Below are 26,474 nucleotides of genomic sequence, written 5' to 3' on the forward strand. Positions count from 1 at the left end.
CCTCCTGGGGCCGTCCTAGCGGCGGATGCGGGTCATCTTCGGGTCGAACAGCGGCTCGTCGGCGACTGTGGCGGGCACCTTCTCGCCGAAGTACTCCACGTGCACACCGGTGCCGGCGGCCAGACCGGCCGGGAGCCAGGCGTACGCGACGCAGCGGCCGAGCGTGTAGCCGTACGCGGCACTGGTCACGTAACCGGCGGGTGTGCCGTCCACGTGGACCGGTTCCTTGCCGAGGACCACGGCGGCCGGGTCGTCGAGGAGGAGGGGCGTGAGGCGCCGGGCCGGTTCGCCCGCGCGTGCCAGCGCGGCCCTGCCGACGAAGTCCGCCTTGTCCATGCGGACCGCGAAGCCGACGCCCGCCTCGTACGGGTCGTGCTCGTCGGTCATGTCGGTACCCCAGGCCCGGTAACCCTTCTCCAGGCGCAGGGAGTTGAAGGCGGATCGTCCGGCCGCGACCACGCCGAGTTCCCGGCCCGCCGCCCAGAGCGTGTCCCAGAGTCTCAGCCCCAGGTCGGCGGTGGTGTACAGCTCCCAGCCGAGTTCACCGACGTAGCTCAGGCGCATGGCCGTGACCGGGACGTGGCCGACGTACGTCTCCCTGGCGCGGAAGTAGCCGAACGCCTCGTGCGAGAAGTCGTCCGGGGCCAGCGGCTGGACGAGGTCGCGGGCGAGCGGGCCCCACACGCCGACGCAGCAGGTGCCGGAGGTGATGTCCCGGACGTGCACTCCGTCGGGCGCGTGGCGCAGGAGGTGGTCGAGGTCGGCGGGGGAGTTGGCGCCGACCTGGAAGCGGTCGGGGGCGAGGCGGGCGACGGTGAGGTCGGAGCGGATGCCTCCGGTGTCGTCGAGGAGGAGCGTGTAGGTGACCGCGCCCGGCTTCTTGCGGAGGTTGTTGGTGGTCATGCGGTCGAGGAAGTCGAGGGCTCCGGGGCCGGTGACCTCCAGGCGGCGCAGCGGGGTCATGTCGTACAGGGCGACCCTCTCGCGCGTCGCCCGCGCCTCGGCGGCCGCGATCGGGGACCAGTGGCGGGCCGACCAGTCGTCGCGGTCGGGAAGCGTCACGCTCCTGACGAGTTCGGAGTTGGCCTCGTACCAGTGCGGGCGTTCCCAGCCGCCGCCCTCCAGGAAGTACGCGCCGAGCCGTTCCTGCCGGGAGTGGAAGGGGCTGACCCTGAGCGGGCGTGGACGCTCCATCGGCTGGAGGGGGTGGAGGACGTCGTACACCTCCGCGAACTGCTGTGAACCGCGCTCACGGATGTACGCCGGTGAACGCTGCGACTCCTCGAAACGCGTGAGGTCGCACTCGTGCACGTCGAGCGACGGCCGCCCGTTCACCATCCACTCGGCGACGGCCTTGGCGACCCCGGCCGAGTGGGTGACCCAGACGGCCTCCGCCAGCCAGAAGCCGCGCAGCGCGCGGGACTCGCCGAGGACGGGCATGCCGTCCGGGGTGAAGGAGAAGACTCCGTTGAAGCCCGACTCGATCTCCGCCTCGCCCAGGGCGGGCATCAGCCGGCGGCAGTCCTCCCAGCTCGGCGCCCAGTCGTCCGGGGTGAAGGGGTAGGACGAGGGCATCTCCATGTTCCGGACGCGGGCCTCGTCGTAGGCGGGGACGGCGAACGGGTCCACGGGCAGCGGACGGTGGGCGTAGGAGCCGATGCCCAGGCGGTCGGTGTGCTCCCGGAAGTACAGGTCGCGGTCCTGGAAGCGGAGGATTGGCTTCGAGGCCTCGGCGGTGGCGCCGTTCAGGTCCCGGAGCGGTCCGGTCCGCGCGTACTGGTGGGCGAGCGGTTGCAGGGGGACGTCGACACCGGCCATGCGGCCGACGACCGGGCCCCAGAAGCCGGCCGCGGAGACCACGTGGTCGGCGGGGAACGTGCCCCGGTCCGTGACGACCCCCGTGACCCTGCCGTCCCGCCGCTCGATGCCGGTGACGGTGTGCCGGTCCAGGAAGCGGGCGCCTCGCGCGGTGGCGCGGTCCAGCTGGGCCCGGGACGCGTGCAGGGCGCGGGCCAGGCCGTCCCCGGGGGTGTGGAAGCCGCCGAGCACCACCGAGGCGTCGAGCAGCGGCCAGAGTTCCTTGCACCGGGCGGCGTCGACGATCTCGCCGCGCACACCCCATGCCGTGGCGTAACCGGCCCTGCGGTGCAGGTCGGCGAGGCGTTGCGGGGTGGTGGCCAGCTCCAGGCCGCCGACCGGCTGGAAGCAGGACACGCCGTCCGATTCGAGGGAGGTGAACTTCTCGACGGTGTACTGGGCGAACGCCGTGAGCGTCTTGGACGGGCTGGTCCGGAAGACGAGGCCGGGCGCGTGCGAGGTCGAGCCGCCGGGGGCGGGCAGCGGGCCCTGTTCGAGGACGGTGACGTCGTTCCAGCCGCGGGCGGTCAGTTCGTCGGCGAGTGAGCAGCCGACTATGCCGGCGCCGATGACGACCACGCGAGGGGAAGGGCGGGTGCCGGGGGCGCTCACAGGACCACCACCGAGCGCAGTACCTCGCCGCGGTGCATCTTGGCGAACGCCTCCTCCACCCGGTCCAGCGAGGTCGTCTCCGAGACGAAGGCCCCCAGGTCCAGCAGCCCGTACAGGTACTGGTCGATGAGGAACGGGAAGTCACGGCTCGGCAGGCAGTCGCCGTACCAGGACGACTTGATCGCGCCGCCGCGCGAGAACACGTCGATGAGCGGCAGTTCGACCACCGTCTCCGGCGTGGGCACGCCGACCTGGACCAGCACGCCCGCGTGGTCGCGCATGTAGAAGGCCTGGCGGAAGGTCTCCGGGTGCCCCACCGCGTCGATCGCGATGTCCACGCCGTGGCCGTCGGTGAGGGCGCGGACCGCCTCGACGGGGTCCGTGCCACGGGAGTCGACGGTGTGGGTGGCGCCGAACCGCTCCGCCCGGTCCAGTTTTCTGCCGTCGATGTCGACGGCGATGATCTTCATGGCGCCGTTCAGGGCGGCACCCGCGATCGCCGCGTTGCCGACGCCGCCGCAGCCGATGACGGCGACCGAGTCGCCACGGCCCACGTCGCCCGTGTTGACGGCGGCGCCGTAACCGGCCATCACGCCACAGCCGATCAGGCCGGCCGCCTCGGGGCGCGCGGCCGGGTCGACCTTCACCGCCTGGCCCGCCGCGACCAGCGTCTTCTCGGCGAAGGCGCCGATGCCGAGCGCGCTGGTCAGCGGAGTGCCGTTCAGCAGTGTCATCGACTGTGCGGCGTTGCGGGAGTCGAAGCAGTACCAGGGGCGGCCGCGTCGGCAGGAACGGCAGCCGCCACAGGGCGCCCGCCAGGCCAGCACCACGTAGTCGCCCTGCTGGAGATCGGCGACTCCCTCACCGACCGCCTCGATGGTGCCGGCCGCCTCATGGCCGAGCACGAAAGGGAAGTCGTCCGTGATCGCGCCCTCTCGGTAGTGCAGGTCCGTGTGGCAGACCCCGCAGGCCTGTACCGCGACGAGAACCTCGCCCGGTCCCGGGTCCGGGACGACGATCGTCTGCACCTCGACCGGTGCGCCCTTCTTCACAGCGACTACGGCACGGACCTCGTGTGGCACGACAAGCTCCTCTGCTGTTGCGCATGGCACGACGGGTTGCGCTATAGGGAACATAGTGAGAACGCCGTCGAGTGGCCGTCAAGAGGTACGGGTTAACCCTTGGCAAAAGGAGCGAGGGGAGGCGCGGGGGCCGAAACCAGCCGGACGCGCAACGGCACGGGACCGGAGAAATCCAGTCGGATTCCTCCGGTCCCGTGCCGCTGGTTCGTCCCGTCCCGCCCCGTCCTGTGCCGTGCCGTGCCGTGCCGCCCGGCTCCGGGTCAGCAGCCGTAGCCCATACGGCGGGACAGCTCGACGCCCGCCGCCAGCGTGCGCTTCGCCAGGTCGGGCAGCCGCTCCGGCGTCAGCCGGTACACCGGACCCGAGACGCTGATCGAGGCGATCACCTTGCCGTCGTGGGAACGGACGGGTGCCGCCACGGCCGCGAGCCCGATCTCCAGCTCCTCCTGGGTGATCGCGTAGCCCTGCTCGGCCACGGTCTCCAGCTCGCCGCGCAGCACCGCCGCGCCGGTGACCGTGTGCTCGGTGAACCGGTGCAGCGGGCGGGCCAGCAGGCCCTCGCGCAGCGTGGTCGGCAGGTGGGCGAGGAGCACCTTGCCGCTGGCGGTGGCGTGCAGCGGGGTGCGCCGGCCGAGCCAGTTCTGTGCCGTCACGGAGGCGGTGCCGCGGGCCTGCATCACGTTGACCGCCGCGTCGTCGTCCAGCACCGCGATGTTCGACGTCTCGCCGAGTTCATCGGCGAGTTCGCGGCAGACGGGCACGCCCTCCTGCGAGATGTCCAGGCGCACTGCCGCCGCCCCCGCGAGGCGCAGTACGCCGGCACCCAGGTAGTACTTGCCCCGCTCCTTCTCCTGTGCCACCAGGCCGCGGTTCTCCAGCACGCCGAGGAGCCGGAAGGCGGTGGACTTGTGCACGTCCAGTTCGTCGGCGATCTCGGTGACGCCCGCCTCGCCGTGCCGGGCGAGGATCTCCAGCACGCTCACGGCCCGGTCCACCGACTGCACGCCGCTCGCCGCCCCTCTGCCCACCTGCTTGTTCCCCACGCGGTCCTCACCATGGTCGGGCTGCTTCTGTGTGCGGGTCATGGCTCAACTCTCACCACCTGGCGGCCCCGTCCGGACCGCATCTGCGGGAAGCCCTTGACGCCACGGGCGCCCGCCCGGATTCTGTTGCGCATAGCGCTCTCCAGTGCGCCATGTGAAACATCATGTTACCGAAGTGTCCGGATCCCGGAAGGGTACGCGTCCCCGCCCCCGTCGGTACACGGGTTCCGGACCGAGAGGGGAGCCCATGATTCCCGTCTGCCGCCTCGAAGACCTCCCCAAGGGCGAGTCCGCCCGGGTCGGGACGAGTCCGCCCATCGCCGTCTTCCATACCGACGACGGTGATCTCTACGCCATCGACGACACGTGCAGCCACCAGGACGCCTCCCTCTCCGAGGGCTGGCTGGAGGGCTGCCTGATCGAATGCCCGCTGCACGCCGCGTCCTTCGATCTCCGCACGGGCCGGCCGACCTGCCTCCCGGCCCGGAGGCCCGTCCGGACCCACCGGGTCACCGTCCACGAGGGTGTCGTACACGTCGACCTTGCCGCGGAGGAGGGGAGCGCCGCATGAGGACCGTGACCGTCGTCGGCGCCTCGCTGGCCGGCCTCCATGCCGCCCGGGAACTGCGTGCCCAGGGGTTCGACGGCCGGCTGGTGATCGTCGGCGACGAACCCCACCGCCCCTACGACCGGCCGCCCCTCTCCAAGGACTTCCTCACCGGGCGGGCCGACGAGGACCAACTCGCGCTCACCGACGCCGAGGAGACCGCCGAGCTGGATGCCGAGTGGCTGCTCGGCGTCCGTGCCCGCGGCCTGGACGCCCGCGGCCGAACCGTGCTGCTCGACGACGGCCGCACCGTGTCCACCGACGGCGTCGTCGTCGCCACCGGCGCCTCGGCCCGGCGTCTTCCGGGCGACGGCCTCGCCGGCGTCCACACCCTGCGTACCCTGGACGACGCCCGCGCCCTCCGTGCGGAACTCACCCGCGGCCCGCGCAGGGTCGTCGTGATCGGCGGCGGCTTCATCGGCGCGGAGACCGCCTCCTCGTGTGCCGCCCTCGGTCACACCGTCACCGTCGTCGAGGCCGCCCCGCTCCCGCTCGTGCCCCAACTCGGCGCCGAGATGGCCGCCGTGTGTGCCACGCTGCACCGCCGCGGGGGTGTCGAACTCGTCACCGGCGCGTCCGTGGCCGCACTGCGCGGCACGGTCGCGGTGACCTCGGTGGCACTCTCCGACGGCCGGAATCTGCCCGCCGACGTAGTGATCGTCGGCATCGGCGCCATACCCAACACCGCCTGGCTGGCGGGTTCGGCGCTGGTGCTGAACGACGGCGTCCTCTGCGACGACGGCTGTGTGACGTCGCTGCCGCGGGTGGTCGCCGTCGGCGATGTGGCCCGCGCCGGGGGCACGCGCGCGGAACACTGGACCTCCGCCACGGAGCAGCCCCGGGTGGCCGTGACCAACCTGCTCGCCGGGCGCACCGTGGAGTGCGCGAGGACGGTGCCGTACTTCTGGTCCGACCAGTACGGAGCCCGCCTCCAGTTCGCCGGCCGGCGCCGGGAGGGTGACACCGTCCGCATCGTCGAGGGCGTGCTCGCCGACGGCGCCCCGGCCGACGACGGATTCCTCGCCCGGTACGAACGGGACGGTCGTACGACCGCGGTGCTCTCCGTGGACCGCCCACGCCCCTTCACGCGGGTCCGGCGCGAACTGGTTCGCGCCGAGCGGACGCAGCCGACGGGTGGCCGGGTGCAGCCGACGGACAATCGAGAGCGGTCGACGGGCGACCGGGTGCGGCCGACGGGCGACCGGGCCCCATCGACGGTGCTGTGAAGGGTGGCCGCTGTCGGAGCCCGGCCTTCACCCGGCCGCTCAGGGGTGCGACAACCGCCCCGCGCCGCCCCGCCGGCGTATCCGCTCCTGAACCCGCTCCGCGGACCGGGCCTGCCGCTTGGCCCGCCGGCGCTCGCGGCGCATGGCCCGCGCGGTGCTGCTCGGCATCGACACCACGCCGTGCCGCTGATTCCAGACCTGCCGCGTCACCCAGACGTCCAGCACGCCCCACGTGGCCACAACCGTGCCCGCCACGCTGCCGATCACCATGGGGAACGCCAGCCAGGATCCCGCCATCGTGCACAGGAAGGCCACCATCGCCATGATCAGCGTCACGGCGACGACGAGCACCGCGCGCACGGCCGCCGTACGCACCGGATCCGGCAGACGGCGACGCCGCGCGGGCTCCTCCGTCCACAACGGCCGGTAGGCCGACTGCTCCCGCACTTGCGGCGTTTCCTGCGCCTCCCGTTCCTCCGACCGCTCCGGACGCTTTCGTGCCGGCGTGTCCGGTCCGGCCGCCGGAATGCCGCGATCCGGCGTCTCGGGAACCGTGCGGGCCGTCGACTCGGCCGCACCGTCGTCCTCGGGCGCCCTGCGCCGCTCCGCCGTGCCCATCAACATGTCACTCCCCACCGCCGGCAGACAGCTCGTCCGTGTCCGAAGACACGGCTCCCCTCTGGCTGCCCGGCTTGCGCTGCTTTACGCCGCCCGGGGGCGGGATGCGGCTCCTGTGGCCGATTCCGCCTCCATCTCCCGTAGTGAATGACGAACGACCAGCCCTCAAGATTCCCGGGATTCCCGCACAGTCGAAAAAATTCGGCCAATCCGCCCGCCAGACCGGAAGGGCGCTCCGCCCCGCCCGCCGCCGGATCCCGGGAGGGAATCTCCCCCAATGAACGGACAACTGGCCATCGCCGGACCCCGGGGCGGAGGTTCGGCCTCCGGACGGGTCTTCGAGTTACCTGTCCGTCAGTAGTAGGCTCGCGCCGTTTGTTGACGTACATGTGTACCCCCTGCCAGTGGGGGTCGAGCTGGGGGAGGCCATGCGCTTTCGCGGGAAGTCGATCCGCCGGAAGATCGTGGCGCTGCTCCTCGTGCCGCTGGTGTCCCTGACCGCGATCTGGGCCTTCGCCACGGTCCTGACGGGACGCGAGGCGGGCCGGCTGTTCAGCGTCTCGACGGTCGTCGAGGAGATCGGCTACCCGGTCGAGGACACCGTCCGGGTCCTCCAGCAGGAACGCCGCCAGACCCTCGTCCACCTCGCCGACCCGCGCGCCTCCGACGGGCTCTCCGCCCTGCAGCGCAGCCGCACCGCCACCGACGAGGCCATTGCCGAGATCCGCGGCAACGCCGCGAACGCCGACGTGCGCGACGCGCTGGGCCAGGCCGAGGAGGAGCGGCTCACCGCCGTCCTGGACGCCTTCGACGGCATCGGCTCGCTGCGCCGCAGCGTCGAGGACGGCACCGTCGACCGCGCGCAGGCGCTCGGCCTCTACAACCGCCTGGTCGACCCCTGCCACGAACTGCTCGCCAACCTCCACGTCGTCGACGACGTGAGCCTGGACAAGCAGTACCGCGCCCTCGTCAACGTCTCCCGCGCCCGCGAACTGCTCTCCCGCGAGGACGCCCTCCTCGGCTCCGCCCTGGTCACCGGCCGGCTGACCCGCGGCGAGATACGCGACGTCTCCGACCTCGTGGCCCAGCGCGCCATGATGTACGACATCAATCTTCCGCTGCTGCCCGCCGCCGAACGCGGGCGGTACCAGCGCTTCTGGAAGAACGCCGCCTCCGCGCCCCTGCGCGTCGCCGAGGAGGCGGCCGTCGCCGGTGAGGCCGGTCCGCCCCGCAACGTCACCGCCAAGAGCTGGGACACCGCCGCCGGCAGCGTGCTCGACGAACTCGGCGCCCTCGACGACCACGCCGCCGACCGCTACCAGGACCGGGTCGACCCGGTCGCCATGAACACCATCGCCAAGGTGGTCGTCGCCGGCGCTCTCGGCCTGATCGCCCTGCTGTTCTCGCTCTTCCTGTCCGTACGCGTCGGCCGGTCCCTCATCCGCGATCTCAGGCAACTGCGCCTGGACGCTCACGAGGCGTCCGGTGTCCGCCTGCCCAGCGTGATGCGCCGCCTCTCGGCGGGCGAACAGGTGGACGTGGAGACCGAGGTGCCGCGCCTGGAGTACGACAAGAACGAGATGGGCGAGGTCGGCCAGGCGCTGAACACCCTCCAGCGTGCCGCCGTGGAAGCCGCCGTCAAGCAGGCCGAACTCCGTGCCGGCGTCTCCGAGGTGTTCGTCAACCTCGCCCGCCGCAGCCAGGTGCTGCTGCACAAGCAGCTCACCCTGCTGGACACCATGGAGCGCCGCACCGAGGACACCGAGGAACTGGCCGACCTGTTCCGCCTCGACCATCTGACCACCCGCATGCGCCGGCACGCGGAGGGCCTGGTCATCCTCTCCGGCGCCGCCCCGTCCAGGCAGTGGCGCAAGCCCGTCCAGCTCATGGACGTGGTCCGGGCCGCCGTCGCCGAGGTCGAGGACTACGAGCGCATCGAGGTCCGCCGGCTGCCCCGCATCGCCGTCACCGGGCCGGCCGTCGCCGACCTCACCCACCTCGTGGCCGAACTCCTGGAGAACGCCACGGTGTTCTCGCCGCCGCACACCGCCGTGCAGGTCATGGGCGAGCGCGTCGCCAACGGTTTCACCCTGGAGATCCACGACCGCGGCCTCGGCATGGCGGCCGACGCCCTCCTCGACGCCAACCTGCGGCTAGCGGAGACACCGGAGTTCGAGCTGTCCGACACCGACCGGCTCGGCCTGTTCGTCGTCAGCCGGCTCGCCCAGCGGCAGAACGTCCGGGTGTCGCTCCAGCCCTCCCCGTACGGTGGCACCACCGCGGTCGTCTTCGTCCCCGACGCGCTGCTCACGGACGACGCCCCGGACACCAACGGCGTCGGCTTCCGCCTGGACCGTCCCCAGCACGTCAAGGAGAAGGAGCGGGAGGAGAGCCGGCGTTCCGCCCTCGCCCACGTGCCCGCACGGCTGCCGGGCCGTCCGGCCACGCTGCTGGACGGGCCGGTCGAACTCGAGGCACCGGTCGACCTGGACGCCCTCGACGACCTGCCGGGCGGGCTCGGCGACGAGGACAGCGAACGGGGTGGCCTGTTCCGCCCGCGCCGCTCCCTCGTGGCGGCTGACGACGACCAGGAGGCCCGCCGCGGCGAACGGCGACGTCAGGACCCCGGCCACACGGGCGAGTCGCTCCAGCGCGAGGAGGAGCACGAGGTGAACGCGCCGGTCGCGCTGCCCCGTCGCCGGACCCCCAAGCTGGTCAGCTCGCACGGGCGTCCGGTGCCGGAACGGGCCGACCGGGGCACCTCGGACGAGGCGCCCCCGGCAGGAGCCGAGCGGGCGGAAGGCAGGACCGACCCGCAGTCACGACCGGCCGAGCCGCCCGCCCTGCCCACCCGCCGTCGTCGCCCGGAACGAATCGACGACCGCGCCGGCGCCCGCGCCGACGACCGTGCCGGCGGCCATGGCGAAGCCCCTGACGAGGGACGCACGGGAGGCCGCACGGGGACTCGCACGGAGGGCCGTGCCGAGAGGCGTGGCGCCGACCGCGCGGAGTCCGAGGCGCTGCCGTCGCTCCCGGCCCGCCGCCGCGGCGCGTCTCCCGAGCGAGGGAGCTCCACGTCCGGCAACGGCGGGGACCGCGCGCGCCACGCCGACCGCACACCCGGCGCCCCGGGGCGTACCCCGGACGCCTCCGGGCCCGGCACGGGCGCGCTGCCCCGGCGCGTGCGGCAGGCCAACCTGGCCCCCCAGCTCAGGCAGAGCCCCGAGCCGCCCGCCGAGGACCGCTCCGGCCCCGCCGACCGTGACGCCGAGGAAGTACGCAGCCGTATGGCCTCGCTCCAGCGCGGCTGGCGGCGCGGCCGCGAGGAGAACGCCGCGGGGGACGACGTCCCCGGCGGCACAGCACCACAAGCACCACAAGGAACGACTAAGGGGGACGGTCGATGACCGCACCGAAGGCGACCGGCCACACCTCGACCAGGTCCGGGGAGCTCAACTGGCTCCTCGACGACCTGGTGGACCGTGTCGCGAGCATCCGCAAAGCCGTCGTCCTGTCGGGTGACGGTCTGGCGACCGGGGCCTCCAAGGACCTGACCCGGGAGGACAGCGAACACCTGGCCGCCGTGGCTTCCGGTTTCCACAGCCTCGCCAAGGGCGTGGGCCGTCACTTCGAGGCGGGCAGCGTCCGGCAGACGGTCGTCGAACTCGACGACGCCTTCCTGTTCGTCACGGCCGCCGGCGACGGCAGCTGCCTGGCCGTTCTGTCGGACGCCGACTCCGACGTCGGCCAGGTCGCCTACGAGATGACCCTCCTCGTCAAGCGGGTCGGCGTGCACCTGGGCACCGCTCCGCGCACCGATCTGCCCTCGGGCGGGTAAGTGGGATGACATGAGCGCAGACGGTCAGGGAAGAAACCACTGGTTCGACGACGAGGCCGGACCCGTCGTCCGTCCGTACGCCATGACGCGCGGCCGCACCAGCAGCGCGGCCCAGCACCGCCTCGACCTCATCGCGGTGGTCGTCACGGAACCCCACGCGGACGATCCGGAGGCGGACGTCACGCTCTCCCCGGAGCACGTGGACATCGTCGGGCTGTGCCGGGACGCCCCGCAGTCGGTCGCCGAACTCGCCGCCGAACTCGACCTGCCCATCGGGGTCGTACGGGTCCTGGTCGGAGACCTCGTGGACATCGAACTCGTCCACGTGAACCGGCCCGTGCCCCCGGCCGAACTGCCGGACGAGGACATTCTGCGCGATGTGATCAGCGGACTGAGGGCACTGTGAAGCGGCCTTTGGGCACTACGACCGGCACGTCGAGCGGCACGGCAAGTGGCGCGTTAAGGAGAAGAGATCGATGATCTTCGGGCGCTCTCAGCGCGGCAAGCCGCCGGTCGAGCCCGTCACGTTCAAAATCCTGGTCGCCGGCGGCTTCGGCGTCGGCAAGACCACGCTCGTCGGCGCGGTCAGCGAGATCAGGCCGCTGCGCACCGAGGAACTGCTCACCGAGGCCGGGCGGCCCGTCGACGACGTCAGCGGTGTGGAGGGCAAGCACACCACCACCGTCGCCATGGACTTCGGACGGATCACCCTGCGCGAGGACCTCGTCCTCTACCTCTTCGGCACGCCCGGCCAGGAGCGGTTCTGGTTCATGTGGGACGAGCTCTCCGAGGGCGCGCTCGGCGCGATCGTCCTGGCCGACACCCGCCGCCTCGAGGACTGCTTCGCCGCCGTCGACTACTTCGAACGCCGCTCCATCCCGTTCGTCGTCGGCGTCAACCGCTTCGATGGATCGGCCCGCTATCCGGCCGAGACCGTCCGCCAGGCCCTCGACCTCGACGATGAGGTGCCCCTGGTCATGTGCGACGCGCGTGACCGGGAGTCGGTCAAGGAGGTCCTCATCGGCATGGTCCAGCACGCCATGGCCCAGGCGGCGGACCGCCGAAGGGTCGTCACCACCTGACGGCTCGGGGCACGGCGACGACACCCACGCGCGCGTGCCCCCGGCCTGCCCGGCGCCTAGGAGTCGCCGTCGCCGTCCTCCATCCAGCCGAAGCTCTTCTCCACGGCCCTGCGCCAGTTCCGGTACTCGCGGTCCCGTACCGAGCTCTCCATGGCGGGCGCCCACTCGACGTCCCGCTGCCAGTGCGTCTTGAGTTCGTCGAGGCCGTTCCACACACCGGTGGCCAGTCCGGCCGCGTACGCGGCACCCAGGCAGGTCGTCTCGGACACCCGGGGCCGGATCACCGGCACGCCCAGCACGTCCGCCTGGTGCTGCATCAGCAGATCGTTCTTCGTCATGCCACCGTCGACCTTCAGCGTCGTGATGCGCACCCCCGAGTCCTGGTACATGGCGTCCACGACCTCGCGCGTCTGCCAGCTCGTCGCCTCCAGCACCGCGCGCGCCAGATGCGCCTTCGTGACGTACCGGGTGAGCCCGGTGACGACCCCGCGCGCGTCCGAGCGCCAGTACGGCGCGAACAGTCCGGAGAAGGCGGGCACGATGTACGCGCCCCCGTTGTCCGCCACGCTCGCCGCCAGTGGTTCGATCTCGTCGGCGCTGCGGATGATGCCGAGCTGGTCGCGGAACCACTGGACCAGGGCCCCGGTGATGGCGATCGAACCTTCGAGGCAGTAGACGGGTGCCTCGCCACCGATCTTGTAACCCATGGTGGTCAGCAGCCCGTTCTTCGACGGTACGGGCCGGTCACCGGTGTTGAGCAGCAGGAAGCTGCCCGTGCCGTACGTGTTCTTCGCCGTACCCACGTCATAGCAGGCCTGCCCGAACACGGCGGCCTGCTGGTCGCCCAGGGCGGACGCCACGGGGACGCCGGCCAGCTGGCCGACGGCGGTGCCGTACACCTCGGCGGAGGACCTGATCTCGGGCAGTACGGCCTCGGGGATGTTCATCGCCGAGAGAATCGCGGGGTCCCACTGAAGGGACCGGAGATCCATCAGCATGGTGCGCCCGGCGTTGGTCACGTCGGTGACGTGCCGCCCGCCGTCGGTGCCGCCGGTCAGGTTCCAGATCAGCCAGGAGTCGATGGTGCCGAAGGCGATCTCACCGCGCTCGGCGCGAGCCCGCAGGCCGGGCACGTTGTCGAGCAGCCAGGCCGCCTTGGGCCCGGAGAAGTAGCTGGCCAGCGGCAGGCCCGTCTGTTCGCGGAAACGGTCCTGCCCGTCCGTGCCGCCCAACTGGCGGCACAGCGCGGAGGTACGGGTGTCCTGCCACACGATGGCGTTGTGCACCGGCTTGCCGGTCGCGCGGTCCCACAGGACCGTCGTCTCGCGCTGGTTGGTGATGCCCAGCGCGCTGAGCCGGTCGGCGCGCAGCCCGGCGTTGGCGAGCGCCCCGGCGACCACGGCCTGGACCTTGGACCAGATCTCGGTGGCGTCGTGCTCCACCCAGCCGGGCTTGGGGAAGATCTGGCGGTGCTCGCGCTGGTCGACGGCGACGATCGCGCCGTCCTGGCCGAAGATGATGCAGCGGCTCGAGGTGGTGCCCTGGTCGATCGCGGCGACGTACTTCGTGGAGTGGTCCGTCATGGCTACCCCTTGGGCTGGGTTCAGAGGACTGCGGAGGCGACGCGGAGGCGACGGCTTCGGTGGGCCGTTCAGAAGGCCAGGTTGTAGACGAGCCCGGCGAGCGCCCCGCCGATCAGCGGGCCGACCACCGGGATCCAGGCGTAGCCCCAGTCTGAGGTGCCCTTGTTCGGGATCGGCAGGAAGGTGTGCACGATGCGCGGGCCGAGGTCACGGGTGGGGTTGATGGCGTAGCCGGTCGGCCCTCCGAGGGAGAGGCCGATCCCGACGACGAGCAGCGACACGATCAGCACCAGCGTCCCCGACTCGCCGAGACCCTCGGTCAGTCCGAAGGCGAGGATCGGCAGGACGAGCCCGACGGTCGCGATGATCTCGGTGACCAGGTTGGCGACCGGGTGCCGGATCTCCGGGATCGTGGCGAAGATGCCGAGCGTCGGAACCGGCTCGTCCGCCGTGCCTTCGGTGGTGCCGGTCTTGCGGACGTTGGCCTGGAACTGGGCGAAGTACGTGAGGTAGCACAGGACGGCACCGATCATCGCGCCGACGAACTGCCCCAGCACGTAGACCCAGACCTTGCCCCACTCGCCGGTGTCGACGGCGATCCCGAGGGTGACGGCGGGATTGAGATGCCCTCCGGAGAGCGGGGCAGCGGTGTAGGCGCCCGCCAGCACACCGAACCCCCAGCCGAACGCGATCACCACCCACCCCGACGCCCGCGCCTTGCTGTACCTCAGAGTCACGGCGGCGCAGACACCCGCGCCGAAGAGGATGAGGATCGCGGTACCGATGGTCTCGCCGACGAAGATGTCTCCGTTGCTCATGGCGGCTCCTGGGCCCTGGCCCGGGGCGATCGGCCCCGGTCCTCCTGTGCGGGGGTGCGTCTCCCCCGGCGACCTCCGTCGCGGGGCGTGAGTGACGAGCGTGCCGTAGCAGCCGAACCGCCCGTGGGGGAGTGGGCCTCGAAGCACAGGAGTGCCCGCACGACGCAGTGCCGGAATACGCCGAGATGTACGGCCATGTCGACTGACACCGGAAGTGTTCACCGGCACCCAGGGAGCGTCAAGGTGGCCGACCGCAACGTTTCGGGACCCGCCGGACAACCCCCACGGCGCGGGTCCGCGCGGGCGCTCCTGGACGGCGGTTGCCGACGGGCACTCGTGGTGCCGCAGCGATCGGTGCGCACGCGTGCCGGCGAATCACACACGCACGCGCGCGGGTGCGTGCGGTGTCCCGTACCTCGGGCGCTCGCGCCGCGGCAGCGGTTGGTGCCACGCGTGCCGCGCGCACCGCATGGACGCGCGCGTGCCGACGAACGGCCTCCGCACTCGCGCGTGCCGGCGAACAGGCCTCCCGCACCTCGGACTCGTCGACGCCGCCCCTCACCACCCCGGGCTCCCGCCCCTCCCGGCGCCCGCCCGTCCGGGCCGCCGAGAAGCGCCCAGGCGTCCGCGCCGCCGAAGCCGCCCGGGTCACCCCGCCGTCGCCGTCGCCCGGTCCGACCCGCGTCGGACCTCGTGCCCCGGCGCGCCCGCCCGGCCCAGCACCCAACTCGCCCCGCGCAGCCCCTTCGCGGCCTTCTTCAGCGGAGCCAGCCAGGCCGCCGCCTGCCGGTGGTCCGGCACACTGCCCGGTGGGCACAGGACCGTCGCCAACGACAGCGTCACGGGCCGCCCGCCGGCCGACCACGGCACGTCCAGTACGGAGGCGGCCAGCGGATCCAGCCCTTCCGGGTCGGTGAGCACCAGGAAGTCGTCACCGCCGATGTGCCCCACGCGCGCGGACCCCGCCGCCGTCTGCGACAGCGCCCGCCCGACCGCCCGGATCAGCTCGTCGCCCGCCGCGAAGCCGGCCCCGTCGTTGACCTGCTTGAAGTGGTCCACATCGAGCCAGCTCAGCGCGAACGCCCGCCCGTCCGCGATCCGCCGGTCCACCTCTCCCGTGATCGCGTCCGAACCGGGCAGCCGGGTGAGCGGATTGAGCCCGGCCGCCTCCTCCACCCGGTTCTCGGCCAGCGCCCGCACGAGGTCCGCGAGCCGCACGACGCCCACACACCGCCCGGACACGTCGACCACGGCCACGTCGTCCGACGTGCGGCCCCGGCCGCCGACGGCGACCACGTCCAGCACCTCCCAGGCCGTCGCGTCGACGCCAACCGTCCGCGGCGGGTCGCCGAGCTTCGCGGCGGGCCGGTCGGCGTACAGGGCGTGCCCGTAGCGCCCCGACATCGACAGCAGGAAGCGGGACCGGTGCACCGACCGCACAGGAACGCCGTTCCGGTCCACGAGCAGCACCCCGGACACGTCCGGCGCCCCGGTCAGCAGCGCCCGCACCTGCCCCGCCGACGCGGTCGCGGGCAGCAACGCGGCCGGCCGTACGAACTGCCGCACCGAGGGCCCCGAACGCGGTGCCGGTACGACGCCGGGGGAGCCGGGCGGAACATACACGTCCGCCGCCGGCAGCCGCGCGGGTGGCGCGAACAAGTCCCCCTGCGCCAACTGCGCCCCGGCCGCCCGCGCGGCAGCGCACTGCGACTCCGTCTCGACGCCCTCGACGGACAGCAGCGCACCCAACTCGTCGCACAGCACCCGCATCGCCCGTACGGCCGCCGGCCGGGCCAGCAACGACGCGTCGAGCTTCACCAGCTCCGGCGCCAGATCCGTCAGCAGCCGCAGCGGCGCGTCCCCGTCACCGACCCCGTCCGCACAGATCCGGAACCCCTGGCCCCGCAAGGCGCTCACCGCCTCCAGCAGGGCCTGCCGGGGCACATGCGTGAACGGCGGACAGACGTCGACCGTCACCTCCCACGGCATCCGTCCCGCCTCCCGCACCGCGCCGTGCAGACCTTGCAGGCCACCGAGGTCGGCGAGCGTGCCCGCGAACACGTTGACGTGCAGCGGCAGCAGCGTCTCCTTGCGCACCGCCGCGCGGAACGCCGCCACCACCAGCCGGCCGTCGAGTTCGGGGTCGCGGCGCGCCTCGGCCAGGATGTCGCCGGTCTCCGGGCGGGCGAGTATCTCCAGCGCCGCGACCCCGCCGGTCATCAGATTGACCACCGGTTGGAAGGCGAAGCGGAGAGTGTCCGTCCAGGAGCGCACGGGAGCAGAATGGCGCCACAGACACCCGCCCGGGCCCAGTTCACGCGACGTTCACGCAGGATTCCGACGCGCTCCCGGAGCGTACGGACGCCGAGTCGCCGACCCGCCCACTTCCCCCGCGGAGCCCCCTCCTGATAGATGCAGGGAACATGACACGACTCTCCACCACGCTCCGCGGCCTGGTCACCACCGTCGCCGCCCTGCTCGCCGTATCGGCCGTCCCCGCCACCGCCCAGGCCAAGCCGGAGCCGAAGGCCCCGGCGGACTTCGTGGCCCTGAGAAGCGTCGCCCCCACGATCATCCAGGAGATGCGCTACACCACTGCGCACAACTTCGCCGGCGAGCGCATCGACGGCTACCGGCAGCCCCTGTGCATTCTGACCCGCCCCGCCGCCGAAGCCCTCCACCGGGCCCAGACCCGGCTGCTGCGCCAGGGCTACTCCCTCAAGGTGTACGACTGCTACCGGCCGCAGCGCGCCGTCGACCACTTCGTCCGCTGGGCCGAGGACCTCGACGACCAGAGGATGAAGGCCGAGTTCTACCCGGAGGTCGACAAGACGCGCCTCTTCGCGGACGGGTACATCGCCGAGAAGTCCGGCCACAGCCGCGGCTCGACCGTGGACCTCACCATCGTGAAGCTCCCGGCGAAGCCGACCCGGCCGTACCACCCCGGGCAGCCCCTGGCGCCCTGCTTCGCGCCCCAGGACGAGCGCTTCCCCGACAACTCCGTCGACATGGGCACCGGCTACGACTGCTTCGACACCCGCTCACACACCCTCGACCCCCGTATCCGGGGCGCCCAGCGCGCCAACCGACTGCTGCTCAAGAACACCCTGGAGGACGTCGGCCTCGTAAACCTCCCCGAGGAGTGGTGGCACTTCACCTACAAGCCCGAGCCCCACCCGGACACCTACTTCGACTTCCCGGTCTCCACGAAGTCGCTCGCCGGCCGCCGCTGAGCCGCCGGCCGGAGCCGCCCCCTCCAGAATCGGATACAGTCCGCCGCGTGTTCGAAACCGAAACCTCCGCTCCCAACTCCGCACCGGGCTCCCACTGTTCGAGCTGCGGAACGCCCTACGGAGAGGGCGTCTCCGGCTGGCCCCGCACATGCCCCGCGTGCGGCACCGTGGCCTACCGCAATCCGCTGCCGGTCGCGGTCGCCCTCCAGCCCGTGTACGACACGCAGGGCACCGCCCTGGTGGTCATCACCCGCACCGTGGCCCCCGCGCGCGGCGGCGTCGCACTGCCCGGTGGTTACGTCGATGACCGGGAGGACTGGCGGCAGGCCGTCGTCCGTGAACTCAAGGAGGAGACGGGCATCGACGCGGCGAGCCGCGACGTACGCCTCGTCGACGCCATGAGCTCGCCCGACGGCCACCTGCTGCTCTTCGGGCTGCTCCCCGAGCGGTCGGCCGAAGGCCTCCCGCTGTCCGCCGTCACGCACGAGACCGAGGGATGGCACCTGCTGCGCAGGGCCGAGGACCTCGCCTTCCCCCTGCACACCCGAGCCGTGCGGGCCTGGTTCGAGGGCCGCTACATCTGAGCCGAGCGCTCCACGAGCCCACGGACACGGACTGGGCGGGACGGCTCGCTCACGCCGTCCTCACCCTCCCGCTCCACGACCACCCGATCCCCCTCCCAACGCGAGACGTACCGCTCGATCTCCGGTTCCACCCAGCCGTCGCCCGCGTCCGGCACGACCAGACCACCGCCGGTCCGGCCCCGCGCGGGCGCCCAGACCTCCAGCACCGGCCCGCCGTCCTCCCCGCGCACCGGAAGCACGGCCCCCGCGCGCGCGAACACCGGAATCCGCGCCAGAGGGGCCTCGACGAGAACCTGCGCCGGTCCCTCGTACGCCCGCTCCGTCACCACGTCGTACCAGCGTCCGCGCGGCAGCTGCACCGCCCGCCGGTCCGCTCCCGGATCCAGCACCGGAGCCACCAGCAGGCAGTCACCCAGCAGGAAGGCGTCCTCGCAGTCCCGCAACGCCCGCTCCTCCGGCGTCGACCACCACAGCGGCCGCACATACGGCGCACCCGTACGCCGGGCCAGATGTGCCAAGGTCACGAAGTACGGCAGCAGCCGCCGCCGCTCGACGAGCGCCACGCGCGCGGGCTCCAGCACCTCGGCACCGAACTCCCACGGCGCCCCGCGCCCCGCCCACTGCCCCCCGTGCGTGCGGAACAGCGGAAGGTGGGCAGCCAGTTGCAACCACCGCAGATACAGCTCCGAAGACGGGCTCCCGCCGGCCCCGCCCACATCCGGCCCCGCATACGGCACCCCGCACAACCCGAGCCCCATCACCAGCGACAACGACGCCCGCAGCCCGGGCCACCCCGTGGCCACGCTCCCGGACCACGCGCCGCCGTAACGCTGCATCCCGGCCCAGCCGGACCGCGAGAGGACGAACGGCCGCTCCTCGGGCGTGAGCGTCCGCACCCCTTCGTACCCGGCGCGGGCCATACACGACGCGTACACGTTGTGGGCCTCCCTGTGGTCACCGGCCCGCCCCTCCAGGGAGTGCCGGGCCGAACGCGGCAGCGTCGCCTCCCCGAACGCGGCGAACGAGGTGGGTTCGTCCAGGTCGTGCCAGAATCCCGCGAACCCCTGCCCGAGCCGCTCCTCGTAGAGCCCGCCCCACCACTCACGCACCCGCGCGCGTGTGAAGTCCGGAAAGACCACGTCCCCGGGCCACCCCACACCCCGGACGACCTGCCCCGAGGCGTCCCGCACGAACACGTCCTCGCTCGTCCCGCCGTCGTACACCGCGTTGCCGGGGGCCGCCGGGACCGCGGGACCGACGACCGACACCAGCCGGACGCCGTCCCGCCGCAGCTCCTCGGCAAGGACGGGCAGCTTGGGAAACCGCTCCTCGTCCACGGTGAACACCTGGTGCCCGTCGAGATGGCCGACGTCCAGGTGAACGGCGTCGAGCGGCAGATCACGCTCCTGATGGCCGGCGACGATCCGCCGCACCTCCTGCTCGTCGCCAGGACCCGACCGCGCGTGATGGTGACCGAGCGCCCACGCAGGCGGCAGCGCGGGCGCCCCGGTGAGCGAGGCCCAGGCGAGCAGCACGCGCGCGGGGGTGCCCACCGCCACCCAGCACCGCAGCGGACCGCCGTCCATCCGCAGCACACTCCGCCCGGGCCGGTCATGACCGGACCCCGCGCCCTCCTCGCCCTCCCGCAACGCCACCGTGCCGTCCCACGAGCTGTCGTGGAAGACCAGATGCGTCCCCGCGTCGGCCACCACGAACTGCACCGGCATCGTGACGGACAACGGGTCCGCGCCCGGTGCGAACGGCAGGCCCGGACCGGTGTTCCACAGCCGGTACGTGCCCTCGCGCAGCCGAGGACCCGCGGCCCGCCCGCCGAGCCCGAAGAACCGGGCGTCCGCCGCGACCTCCGACCGCTGCGTCCACCGCGCCGGCCCGCCACCGACCGGCTCCCACCAGCGGGGCGGCAGCTCACGGCGCAGTACCACGCCCCCGGGCGTACGGACCTCGACAGCGCCGTGCCGGGAGACGGCCACCGTCGCCCGCTCGGCCACCACCCGCCAGCCGCCGTCCTTGTCCGGCTCCAGCACCGCCCGCGGATCCGGCTCCGGACAGCGGCCCGCCAACGCGTACGACGGCTCCGGCCCGGCTCCGTCCCAGCCCCAGAACACGGCTCCGTTCACGGCGACGAGGACGCGCAGCTCCGAACGGCTGAACCGCACGACACCGCCCCCGGGCCCCGGCTCCACCTCCTGCATCGGACCCGGCACCCGCGCACGCTCCGCACCCCGCGGCGGCAGCCCCGCGGCGTCGGCCTGCCGCCTGCGCCACGCCGCCCGTACGGTACGCAATCCCTGCCCCGCCCCCGCAGAACCGACCGCTTTTATCGAACGCACCAGGTCACGACCGTCCATGCTGCTCACCCTGCCACCGACAACCTCCCGCGCGGGCGCCGTTCAACTGCCGTTCACCCGTGACGGGACCACATCTTCACGACAGCGACTATGTGGGGCGCGCCCTGGTGTAGAAGTCGATCACGTGGCATCGTCCGTGTCAGCCGCGTCACGCGCACACCCCAGCCCGTGCGCGGAGGACGCACACGACGCGCACAGTCCGGGAGCCGCCCCATGTCGACCGTGAACCCCCAGCCGCTCTGGCAGCCAGATCCCCAGCGCATCGCCCAGGCCCGGATCACCAGGTTCCAGATCTGGGCAGCCGAGCACCACGGCGCCCCCGCCGGGGGCGGATACGCCGCACTGCACCGCTGGTCCGTCGACGAGCCGGCCACCTTCTGGAAAGCCGTCACGGAATGGTTCGACGTACGCTTCTCGGCCCCCTACACGCGCGTGCTGGGCGACCGCACCATGCCCGGCGCCCACTGGTTCCCCGGCGGCACCCTGAACTACGCCGAACACGCCCTGCGCGCGGCGGCCACCCGCGCGGACGAACCGGCCCTCCTGCACGTCGACGAGACCCACGAACCGAGCCCCGTCACCTGGGCCGAGCTGCGCCGCCAGGTGGGTTCCCTCGCCGCCGAACTACGCGCCCTCGGCGTCCGCCCCGGCGACAGAGTCAGCGGCTACCTCCCGAACATCCCCCAGGCCGTGGTGGCCTTCCTCGCCACCGCCGCCGTCGGCGGCGTCTGGACGTCCTGCGCCCCCGACTTCGGCGCCCGCAGCGTCCTCGACCGCTTCCAGCAGGTGGAACCCGTCGTCCTGTTCACCGTCGACGGCTACCGCTACGGCGGCAAGGAACACGACCGCCGCGACACCGTCGCCGAACTCCGCCGCGAACTGCCCACCCTGCGCGCCGTCGTCCACATCCCGCTCCTCGGCACCGACACCCCCGAGGGCGCGCTGGGCTGGGCGACGCTGACATCCGCCGACACGGACCCCGTCTTCGAGCAGGTGCCCTTCGACCACCCCCTGTGGGTGCTCTACTCCTCCGGCACCACCGGCCTGCCCAAGGCCATCGTCCAGTCCCAGGGCGGCATCCTGGTCGAACACCTCAAACAACTGGGCCTGCACTGCGACCTCGGCCCCGAGGACCGCTTCTTCTGGTACACGTCGACCGGCTGGATGATGTGGAACTTCCTCGTCTCCGGCCTGCTCACCGGCACCACGATCGTCCTGTACGACGGCAGCCCCGGCTACCCGGACACCGGAGCCCAGTGGCGCATCGCCGAACGCACCGGGGCCACCCTCTTCGGCACCTCGGCCGCCTACGTCATGGCCTGCCGCAAGGCCGGCGTGCACCCCGCCCGAGACCACGACCTCTCCCGGGTCCAGTGCGTGGCCACCACGGGCTCCCCGCTCCCGCCCGACGGCTTCCGCTGGCTGCACGACGAGTTCGCGGAGAGCGGGGCGGACCTGTGGATCGCCTCCGTCAGCGGCGGCACCGACGTGTGCTCCTGCTTCGCGGGCGCCGTCCCCACCCTGCCGGTGTACATCGGTGAACTCCAGGCCCCCGGCCTCGGCACCGACCTGCAGTCCTGGGACCCCAGCGGCACTCCACTGACCGACGAGGTCGGCGAGCTCGTCGTCACCAACCCCATGCCCTCGATGCCGATCCGTTTCTGGAACGATCCCGACGGCAGCCGCTACCACGACAGCTACTTCGACACCTACCCCGGCGTCTGGCGGCACGGCGACTGGATCACCGTCACCTCCCGAGGCTCAGTCGTCATCCACGGCCGTTCCGACTCCACCCTCAACCGGCAGGGCGTCCGCATGGGCTCGGCCGACATCTACGAGGCCGTCGAGCGCCTCCCCGAGATCAGGGAATCTCTCGTCATCGGCGTAGAGCAGCCGGACGGCGGCTACTGGATGCCCCTGTTCGTGCACCTGGCGCCCGGAGCCGCCCTCGACGACGTGCTCCTGTCCCGCATCAAGGGCACCATCCGCGAACAGCTCTCCCCGCGCCACGTCCCCGACGAGGTCATCGAAGTGCCCGGCATCCCGCACACCCTGACCGGCAAGCGCATCGAGGTCCCGGTCAAGCGACTTCTCCAGGGCACCCCGCTGGAGAAGGCCGTCAACCCCGGCTCCATCGACAACCTCGACCTGCTTCACTTCTACGAGGACCTCGCCCGTAAGCGCACCTGACCAGGCCTTCTACGGGCCGGCCGCCCCCGACGGCGCCCGGCCCGCGCGCCTCACCCGACGCCGTTGTCAGTGCCGCCGATTACTGTGAGTGAGCATTGATCGACTGCGCACAGGGGGAAAGATGGCGCACACCGACCGGATCACGCGACGCGTCCTGCGCCGGGAAATCGCCGGCACCATCGGACTGCTCACCGACGAACACGACTTCCGCGCCATGCGGCGCTACCGCAGCTTCACCTTCGACGACCACGCCGCCTATCTCCACCAGGTGGAAGCCCTGCTCAGGGCACGCGCGGCACAGGGCACCCACACCACCGTCGCCCTCTTCGACCCGGAGGAGTACGCCGACTTCTGCTCGGCCGCGGGCCTCGACCCCGACGCTCCCGCCAGCCGCACCCGGTTCACCGCCGAACTGGCCGCCGGCGGACCGACCCTGCCGTACGAGGGCCAGCCCCTCGCCGACCTCCTCCCGGCTCTCGTCGCCGAAGCCGTCCGCCAGGCCACCTGGGAGTACGCCGCCAACCTGCTCGCCCGCCTCGGCAGCTGCGCCACCTGCGGCGAGGACCTCGGCCGAGCCGCCTTCACCCGGGCTTCGCGCCTCCTCCGCCGCGTCCTTGAAACGGCGCCGCCGGGCGACCGGCACCTGGTGTGCAGCGTCACGGGCTCCCCGGAAACCCTCCTCTCCGTCCTCCACGCCGACGAGGACATCGACGGCACCCCGCACATCGACGAGGCCGAGGCCCTGGAGTTCACCGGAGTCCTCGCCCTCGGCCTCGCTACCCACAGCCCCGGCGGACTCGTCATGCGCATCAGCCCACCGAGCGGCCCGAACCGCATCCACGGCTGGCGCCTGCGGGGATACGGCCTCGAACCCCTTACCGCCGGTGAGGTCTTCGACGCCTACTGCACGGACGCCGAATCCGGCGACCTCATCTCCCCGGAATCCAACGTCGACTACTGCGCACCGCCCGACCTCGGAGACGACCACCTGCCACCGGGACACCACCACTGAACGCGTGCGGGGCGCCCCACCCGAAGGTGGAACGCCCCGCACCGGCAATGGCGGGCGGCAAACCGCCCGGACCTACTCGCCGGACAGCACCGCCTGAGCGGCGTTCCGCGCCTCCTCGGCGCTGTCCGCCCCCCGGGCGGCCGCCGCGGCACGCTCGCACTGCGCCAGCGTGAACTTCGCCAGCGTCGCCCGGACATAGGGGAGCGACGCCGCCCCCATGGACAGGGAGGTGACGCCCAGACCTGTCAGCACACACGCCAGCAGCGGGTCCGACGCGGCCTCACCGCAGACGCCACAGCTCTTGCCCTCGGCCTTCGCCGCCTCCGCGGACAGCGCGACCAGGTCGAGCAGCGCCGGCTGCCAGGGATCCTGCAGCCGGGACACCGCACCCACCTGACGGTCGGCGGCGAAGGTGTACTGCGCGAGGTCGTTCGTCCCCAGCGACAGGAACTCGACCTCCTGCAGCACCGAACGCGCCCGCAGCGCCGCGGACGGAATCTCCACCATCGCGCCGAACTTCGCCCGCAGCCCGGCCTCGCGGCACGCGTCCGCGAACGCCTTCGCATCCGCCCGGTCCGCCACCATGGGGGCCATGACCTCGAGGTAGACCGGCAGCCCCTCCGCCGCCTTCGCCAGTGCCGTCAGCTGCGTGCGCAGCACGTCCGGGTGGTCGAGCAGCGTCCGCAGCCCCCGCACGCCCAGCGCCGGGTTCGGCTCGTCGCCCGGGGTGAGGAAGTCCAGCGGCTTGTCCGCACCGGCGTCCAGCACGCGTACGACGACCCGGCCCTCGGGGAACGCCTCCAGTACCTGCCGGTAGGCGGTGACCTGCTTCTCCTGCGACGGCGCGTTCTCGCTGTCGTCGAGGAAGAGGAACTCGGTACGGAAGAGACCGACGCCCTCCGCCCCGGCGTGGACCGCCGCGGGCACATCCGCAGGACCCCCGATGTTCGCCAGCAGCGGCACCTTGTGACCGTCCGAGGTCGCCCCCGGTCCCGTCGACGCGGCCAGCGCCGCCTTGCGCTCGGCCGCCTCCGCCTCCAGCTGCCCCTTCTTCTCGGCGGTGGGGTTCACGTAGATCTCACCAGTGCTGCCGTCGACGGCGACGACCGTGCCCTCGGGCAGCTCACCGGCGCCGGGAAGCGCCACCACGGCCGGCACACCGAGCGCCCGCGCGAGAATCGCGCTGTGACTGGTCGGTCCGCCCTCCTCGGTGACGAAGCCGAGGACCAGCGTCGGGTCCAGCAGCGCCGTGTCGGCGGGAGCCAGGTCCCGCGCGATGAGGACGTACGGCTCGTCACTGTCCGGAACGCCCGGCATCGGCACCCCGAGCAGACGGGCGACGATACGATTCCGCACATCGTCGAGATCGGCCACGCGACCGGCCAGGTACTCACCGGCACCGGCCAGCAGGGCGCGATACGCGGCGAAGGCGTCGTACACCGCGCGCTCGGCCGTGCTGCCGACGGCGATCCGCCGCTCCACGTCCGCCATGAGCTCGGGGTCCTGGGCCATCATGGCCTGCGCCTCGAGCACGGCCTGGGCCTCGCCCCCCGCCAGATTGCCGCGCGCCATCAGATCGGCCGCCACAGCCTCCACGGCCTTGCGGGCGCGCCCCTGCTCGCGCTCTGCGTCCTCGGCCGGAATCTGTTTGGCCGGGGGCTCGAGCACAGCAGTCCCCATGTGCCGAACCTCGCCGATCGCCACACCGTGGCTCACACCGACGCCTTGCAGCGTTGTCTCCATCTCACCCGTCCCGATAATGCGGCGGGTCCCGCCGCCGCGATGGTTGTCCTGTCAGCCGTCATGCGACGGCGCTGACGTCACTTCCAGAGAAAGAGACTCTCGCCGGCCTTCACTTCGCCGTCCTCACGGAGCTCGGTGAGGGCCTCGGCCGTCGCTTCAAGGGCCACGATCGGACATACCGGCGACTTGCCGGCGGCCTCGACGGCGACCGGGTCCCAGCGCACCACGCCCTGCCCGCGCACGACGGTGTCGCCTTTGTTCACCAGCAGTTCGAAACCCTCACCGTTGAGCTGGACGGTGTCGATGCCGAGGTGGGTCAGCACACCGTGCCCACTGTCGTCGACCACGACGAAGGCGTGCGGGTGCAGCGACACGATGACGCCGGCCACGGGCGCGACAGCCTCGGAAGGCTCGCGCACGGGGTCAATGGCGGTACCCGGGCCGACCATGGCCCCGGCGAAGACCGGATCGGGTACGGCGGCCAGTCCGATGGCACGTCCTGCGAGTGGGGACGAGACGGTGGTCATGGGAAGCCTCCCAGGGGCGGAGATGTATACGGGCCGTCACTGCCTGTCCCGGACGGCGCACTGTGCAGCAGGGTATGTCATAGGAAGTACCGGTTCCGCATGAGTGTTCCGATTAGAGGTCTAGACCACAGTCCCCATGGATTTGCACCCGTTCCGCGGCTCCGTGTACAGTCGTCACTCCTGCTTGAGGCTGAGTGACGCGGAGTAAGGCGTCCTCGCCCCAGCGGAACCCAACTTGTCAGATCCTATCGCTGGATCGCCTCCTGCATGTCTGCAGGACGGTGGTCAGAAGCACCGGGAAAGCCTGATACTGTTGGAAACATCGAAGGGAAGCGCCCGGAGGAAAGCCTGAGAAAGTCTCTCGGGTGAGTACAAAGGAAGCGTCCGTTCCTTGAGAACTCAACAGCGTGCCAAAAGTCAACGCCAGATATGTTGATACCCCGACCTGAT

20 protein-coding genes are annotated in these 26,474 nt (G+C 72.1%); 10 read left to right on the forward strand and 10 right to left on the reverse strand.

The features are described 5' to 3' along the window. Positions 1-15: 15 nt before the first annotated feature. From ACIQ1J_RS19700 to ACIQ1J_RS19710, 3 genes are all read right to left on the reverse strand, one after another. Positions 16-2,469: an FAD-dependent oxidoreductase gene (locus tag ACIQ1J_RS19700; protein ID WP_403558177.1), complete on the reverse strand. Its 2,454-nt coding sequence runs from the start codon at positions 2,467-2,469 to the stop codon at positions 16-18. Then, positions 2,466-3,551 carry an S-(hydroxymethyl)mycothiol dehydrogenase gene (locus ACIQ1J_RS19705; protein WP_403558179.1) on the reverse strand — a complete coding sequence of 362 codons (1,086 nt, stop codon included), beginning with the start codon at positions 3,549-3,551 and terminating at the stop codon, positions 2,466-2,468. Before ACIQ1J_RS19705 ends, ACIQ1J_RS19700 begins: the two co-directional genes overlap by 4 nt. A 260-nt stretch (positions 3,552-3,811) precedes the next feature. Beyond that, on the reverse strand, positions 3,812-4,636 hold the full coding sequence (locus ACIQ1J_RS19710; protein WP_403558181.1) for an IclR family transcriptional regulator: 825 nt from the start codon (positions 4,634-4,636) through the stop codon (positions 3,812-3,814). A gap of 205 nt (positions 4,637-4,841) precedes the next feature. On the opposite strand from ACIQ1J_RS19710, the gene ACIQ1J_RS19715 reads away from it, so the two are divergent. Together ACIQ1J_RS19715 and ACIQ1J_RS19720 are read left to right on the forward strand one after the other, a co-directional pair. Then, entirely contained in the window at positions 4,842-5,165 is a 324-nt protein-coding gene (locus ACIQ1J_RS19715) for a bifunctional 3-phenylpropionate/cinnamic acid dioxygenase ferredoxin subunit (protein WP_403558183.1), read from the forward strand. Continuing rightward, the gene (locus ACIQ1J_RS19720) at positions 5,162-6,427 is read left to right on the forward strand and encodes an NAD(P)/FAD-dependent oxidoreductase (RefSeq protein ID WP_403558185.1); all 1,266 of its coding nucleotides are present in this window, start codon (positions 5,162-5,164) and stop codon (positions 6,425-6,427) included. Before ACIQ1J_RS19715 ends, ACIQ1J_RS19720 begins: the two co-directional genes overlap by 4 nt. Before the next feature lie 39 nt (positions 6,428-6,466). On the opposite strand, the gene ACIQ1J_RS19725 is transcribed toward ACIQ1J_RS19720, so the two are convergent. Next, positions 6,467-7,051, reverse strand: a complete 585-nt coding sequence (locus ACIQ1J_RS19725) for a hypothetical protein (RefSeq protein ID WP_403558187.1) — start codon at positions 7,049-7,051, stop codon at positions 6,467-6,469. 422 nt (positions 7,052-7,473) lie between these two features. On the opposite strand from ACIQ1J_RS19725, the gene ACIQ1J_RS19730 reads away from it, so the two are divergent. The 4 genes from ACIQ1J_RS19730 (at position 7,474) to ACIQ1J_RS19745 (ending at position 11,965) form a co-directional block, all read left to right on the forward strand. Then, the gene (locus ACIQ1J_RS19730; protein ID WP_403558189.1) at positions 7,474-10,452 is read left to right on the forward strand and encodes a nitrate- and nitrite sensing domain-containing protein; all 2,979 of its coding nucleotides are present in this window, start codon (positions 7,474-7,476) and stop codon (positions 10,450-10,452) included. After that, positions 10,449-10,883 carry a roadblock/LC7 domain-containing protein gene (locus tag ACIQ1J_RS19735; RefSeq protein ID WP_310874391.1) on the forward strand — a complete coding sequence of 145 codons (435 nt, stop codon included), beginning with the start codon at positions 10,449-10,451 and terminating at the stop codon, positions 10,881-10,883. The genes ACIQ1J_RS19730 and ACIQ1J_RS19735 overlap by 4 nt, the downstream gene beginning before the upstream one ends. Before the next feature lie 10 nt (positions 10,884-10,893). Further along, complete coding sequence (locus tag ACIQ1J_RS19740; RefSeq protein ID WP_403558192.1) at positions 10,894-11,289, forward strand: DUF742 domain-containing protein; 396 nt, start codon at positions 10,894-10,896, stop codon at positions 11,287-11,289. A gap of 70 nt (positions 11,290-11,359) precedes the next feature. Further along, entirely contained in the window at positions 11,360-11,965 is a 606-nt protein-coding gene (locus ACIQ1J_RS19745; protein ID WP_403558194.1) for a GTP-binding protein, read from the forward strand. A gap of 56 nt (positions 11,966-12,021) precedes the next feature. On the opposite strand, the gene glpK is transcribed toward ACIQ1J_RS19745, so the two are convergent. From glpK to ACIQ1J_RS19760, 3 genes are all read right to left on the reverse strand, one after another. Beyond that, positions 12,022-13,548, reverse strand: a complete 1,527-nt coding sequence (gene glpK, locus ACIQ1J_RS19750) for a glycerol kinase GlpK (protein ID WP_403558196.1) — start codon at positions 13,546-13,548, stop codon at positions 12,022-12,024. Between the two features lie 68 nt (positions 13,549-13,616). Beyond that, positions 13,617-14,366 carry an MIP/aquaporin family protein gene (locus ACIQ1J_RS19755; protein ID WP_403558198.1) on the reverse strand — a complete coding sequence of 250 codons (750 nt, stop codon included), beginning with the start codon at positions 14,364-14,366 and terminating at the stop codon, positions 13,617-13,619. 648 nt (positions 14,367-15,014) lie between these two features. Then, positions 15,015-16,640: a GGDEF domain-containing protein gene (locus tag ACIQ1J_RS19760; RefSeq protein WP_403558200.1), complete on the reverse strand. Its 1,626-nt coding sequence runs from the start codon at positions 16,638-16,640 to the stop codon at positions 15,015-15,017. Positions 16,641-16,789: 149 nt separating this feature from the next. Here ACIQ1J_RS19760 and ACIQ1J_RS19765 point away from each other — a divergent pair, with 149 nt between their 5' ends. Together ACIQ1J_RS19765 and ACIQ1J_RS19770 are read left to right on the forward strand one after the other, a co-directional pair. Beyond that, positions 16,790-17,599 (forward strand): M15 family metallopeptidase, encoded by an 810-nt coding sequence (locus ACIQ1J_RS19765; RefSeq protein ID WP_403558202.1) that lies wholly within the window; start codon positions 16,790-16,792, stop codon positions 17,597-17,599. A 47-nt stretch (positions 17,600-17,646) separates the two neighbouring features. Then, the gene (locus ACIQ1J_RS19770) at positions 17,647-18,183 is read left to right on the forward strand and encodes an NUDIX domain-containing protein (protein ID WP_403558204.1); all 537 of its coding nucleotides are present in this window, start codon (positions 17,647-17,649) and stop codon (positions 18,181-18,183) included. Here ACIQ1J_RS19770 and ACIQ1J_RS19775 read toward each other — a convergent pair. Beyond that, positions 18,174-20,552 carry a TIM-barrel domain-containing protein gene (locus ACIQ1J_RS19775; RefSeq protein ID WP_403558249.1) on the reverse strand — a complete coding sequence of 793 codons (2,379 nt, stop codon included), beginning with the start codon at positions 20,550-20,552 and terminating at the stop codon, positions 18,174-18,176. The two genes, ACIQ1J_RS19770 and ACIQ1J_RS19775, sit on opposite strands and share 10 nt — an antisense overlap. 213 nt (positions 20,553-20,765) lie before the next feature. On the opposite strand from ACIQ1J_RS19775, the gene ACIQ1J_RS19780 reads away from it, so the two are divergent. After that, entirely contained in the window at positions 20,766-22,742 is a 1,977-nt protein-coding gene (locus ACIQ1J_RS19780) for an acetoacetate--CoA ligase (protein ID WP_403558206.1), read from the forward strand. Between the two features lie 121 nt (positions 22,743-22,863). Beyond that, on the forward strand, positions 22,864-23,754 hold the full coding sequence (locus ACIQ1J_RS19785; protein ID WP_403558208.1) for a hypothetical protein: 891 nt from the start codon (positions 22,864-22,866) through the stop codon (positions 23,752-23,754). A 72-nt stretch (positions 23,755-23,826) separates the two neighbouring features. Here the strand turns inward: ACIQ1J_RS19785 and ptsP are convergent, their stop codons facing one another. Both ptsP and ACIQ1J_RS19795 read right to left on the reverse strand, forming a co-directional pair. Next, positions 23,827-25,497, reverse strand: a complete 1,671-nt coding sequence (ptsP, locus tag ACIQ1J_RS19790) for a phosphoenolpyruvate--protein phosphotransferase (RefSeq protein ID WP_403558210.1) — start codon at positions 25,495-25,497, stop codon at positions 23,827-23,829. Positions 25,498-25,574: 77 nt separating this feature from the next. Next, positions 25,575-26,024 carry a PTS glucose transporter subunit IIA gene (locus ACIQ1J_RS19795; RefSeq protein WP_403558212.1) on the reverse strand — a complete coding sequence of 150 codons (450 nt, stop codon included), beginning with the start codon at positions 26,022-26,024 and terminating at the stop codon, positions 25,575-25,577. Positions 26,025-26,474 lie beyond the last annotated feature (450 nt).

The sequence above is a fragment of the Streptomyces sp. NPDC097107 genome, from assembly GCF_044762405.1.
Lineage (GTDB): Bacteria > Actinomycetota > Actinomycetes > Streptomycetales > Streptomycetaceae > Streptomyces > Streptomyces thinghirensis.

Coding starts and splice junctions, on each gene's coding strand:
- ACIQ1J_RS19795 (WP_403558212.1), bottom strand. CDS start 26,024: ATGACCACCGTCTCGTCCCCACTCGCAGGACGTGCCATCGGACTGGCC.
- ACIQ1J_RS19720 (WP_403558185.1), top strand. CDS start 5,162: ATGAGGACCGTGACCGTCGTCGGCGCCTCGCTGGCCGGCCTCCATGCC.
- ACIQ1J_RS19780 (WP_403558206.1), top strand. CDS start 20,766: ATGTCGACCGTGAACCCCCAGCCGCTCTGGCAGCCAGATCCCCAGCGC.
- ACIQ1J_RS19715 (WP_403558183.1), top strand. CDS start 4,842: ATGATTCCCGTCTGCCGCCTCGAAGACCTCCCCAAGGGCGAGTCCGCC.
- ACIQ1J_RS19775 (WP_403558249.1), bottom strand. CDS start 20,552: ATGGACGGTCGTGACCTGGTGCGTTCGATAAAAGCGGTCGGTTCTGCG.
- ACIQ1J_RS19730 (WP_403558189.1), top strand. CDS start 7,474: ATGCGCTTTCGCGGGAAGTCGATCCGCCGGAAGATCGTGGCGCTGCTC.
- ACIQ1J_RS19740 (WP_403558192.1), top strand. CDS start 10,894: ATGAGCGCAGACGGTCAGGGAAGAAACCACTGGTTCGACGACGAGGCC.
- ACIQ1J_RS19745 (WP_403558194.1), top strand. CDS start 11,360: ATGATCTTCGGGCGCTCTCAGCGCGGCAAGCCGCCGGTCGAGCCCGTC.
- ACIQ1J_RS19735 (WP_310874391.1), top strand. CDS start 10,449: ATGACCGCACCGAAGGCGACCGGCCACACCTCGACCAGGTCCGGGGAG.
- ACIQ1J_RS19785 (WP_403558208.1), top strand. CDS start 22,864: ATGGCGCACACCGACCGGATCACGCGACGCGTCCTGCGCCGGGAAATC.
- ACIQ1J_RS19765 (WP_403558202.1), top strand. CDS start 16,790: ATGACACGACTCTCCACCACGCTCCGCGGCCTGGTCACCACCGTCGCC.
- ptsP (WP_403558210.1), bottom strand. CDS start 25,497: ATGGAGACAACGCTGCAAGGCGTCGGTGTGAGCCACGGTGTGGCGATC.
- ACIQ1J_RS19755 (WP_403558198.1), bottom strand. CDS start 14,366: ATGAGCAACGGAGACATCTTCGTCGGCGAGACCATCGGTACCGCGATC.
- ACIQ1J_RS19710 (WP_403558181.1), bottom strand. CDS start 4,636: ATGACCCGCACACAGAAGCAGCCCGACCATGGTGAGGACCGCGTGGGG.
- glpK (WP_403558196.1), bottom strand. CDS start 13,548: ATGACGGACCACTCCACGAAGTACGTCGCCGCGATCGACCAGGGCACC.
- ACIQ1J_RS19725 (WP_403558187.1), bottom strand. CDS start 7,051: ATGTTGATGGGCACGGCGGAGCGGCGCAGGGCGCCCGAGGACGACGGT.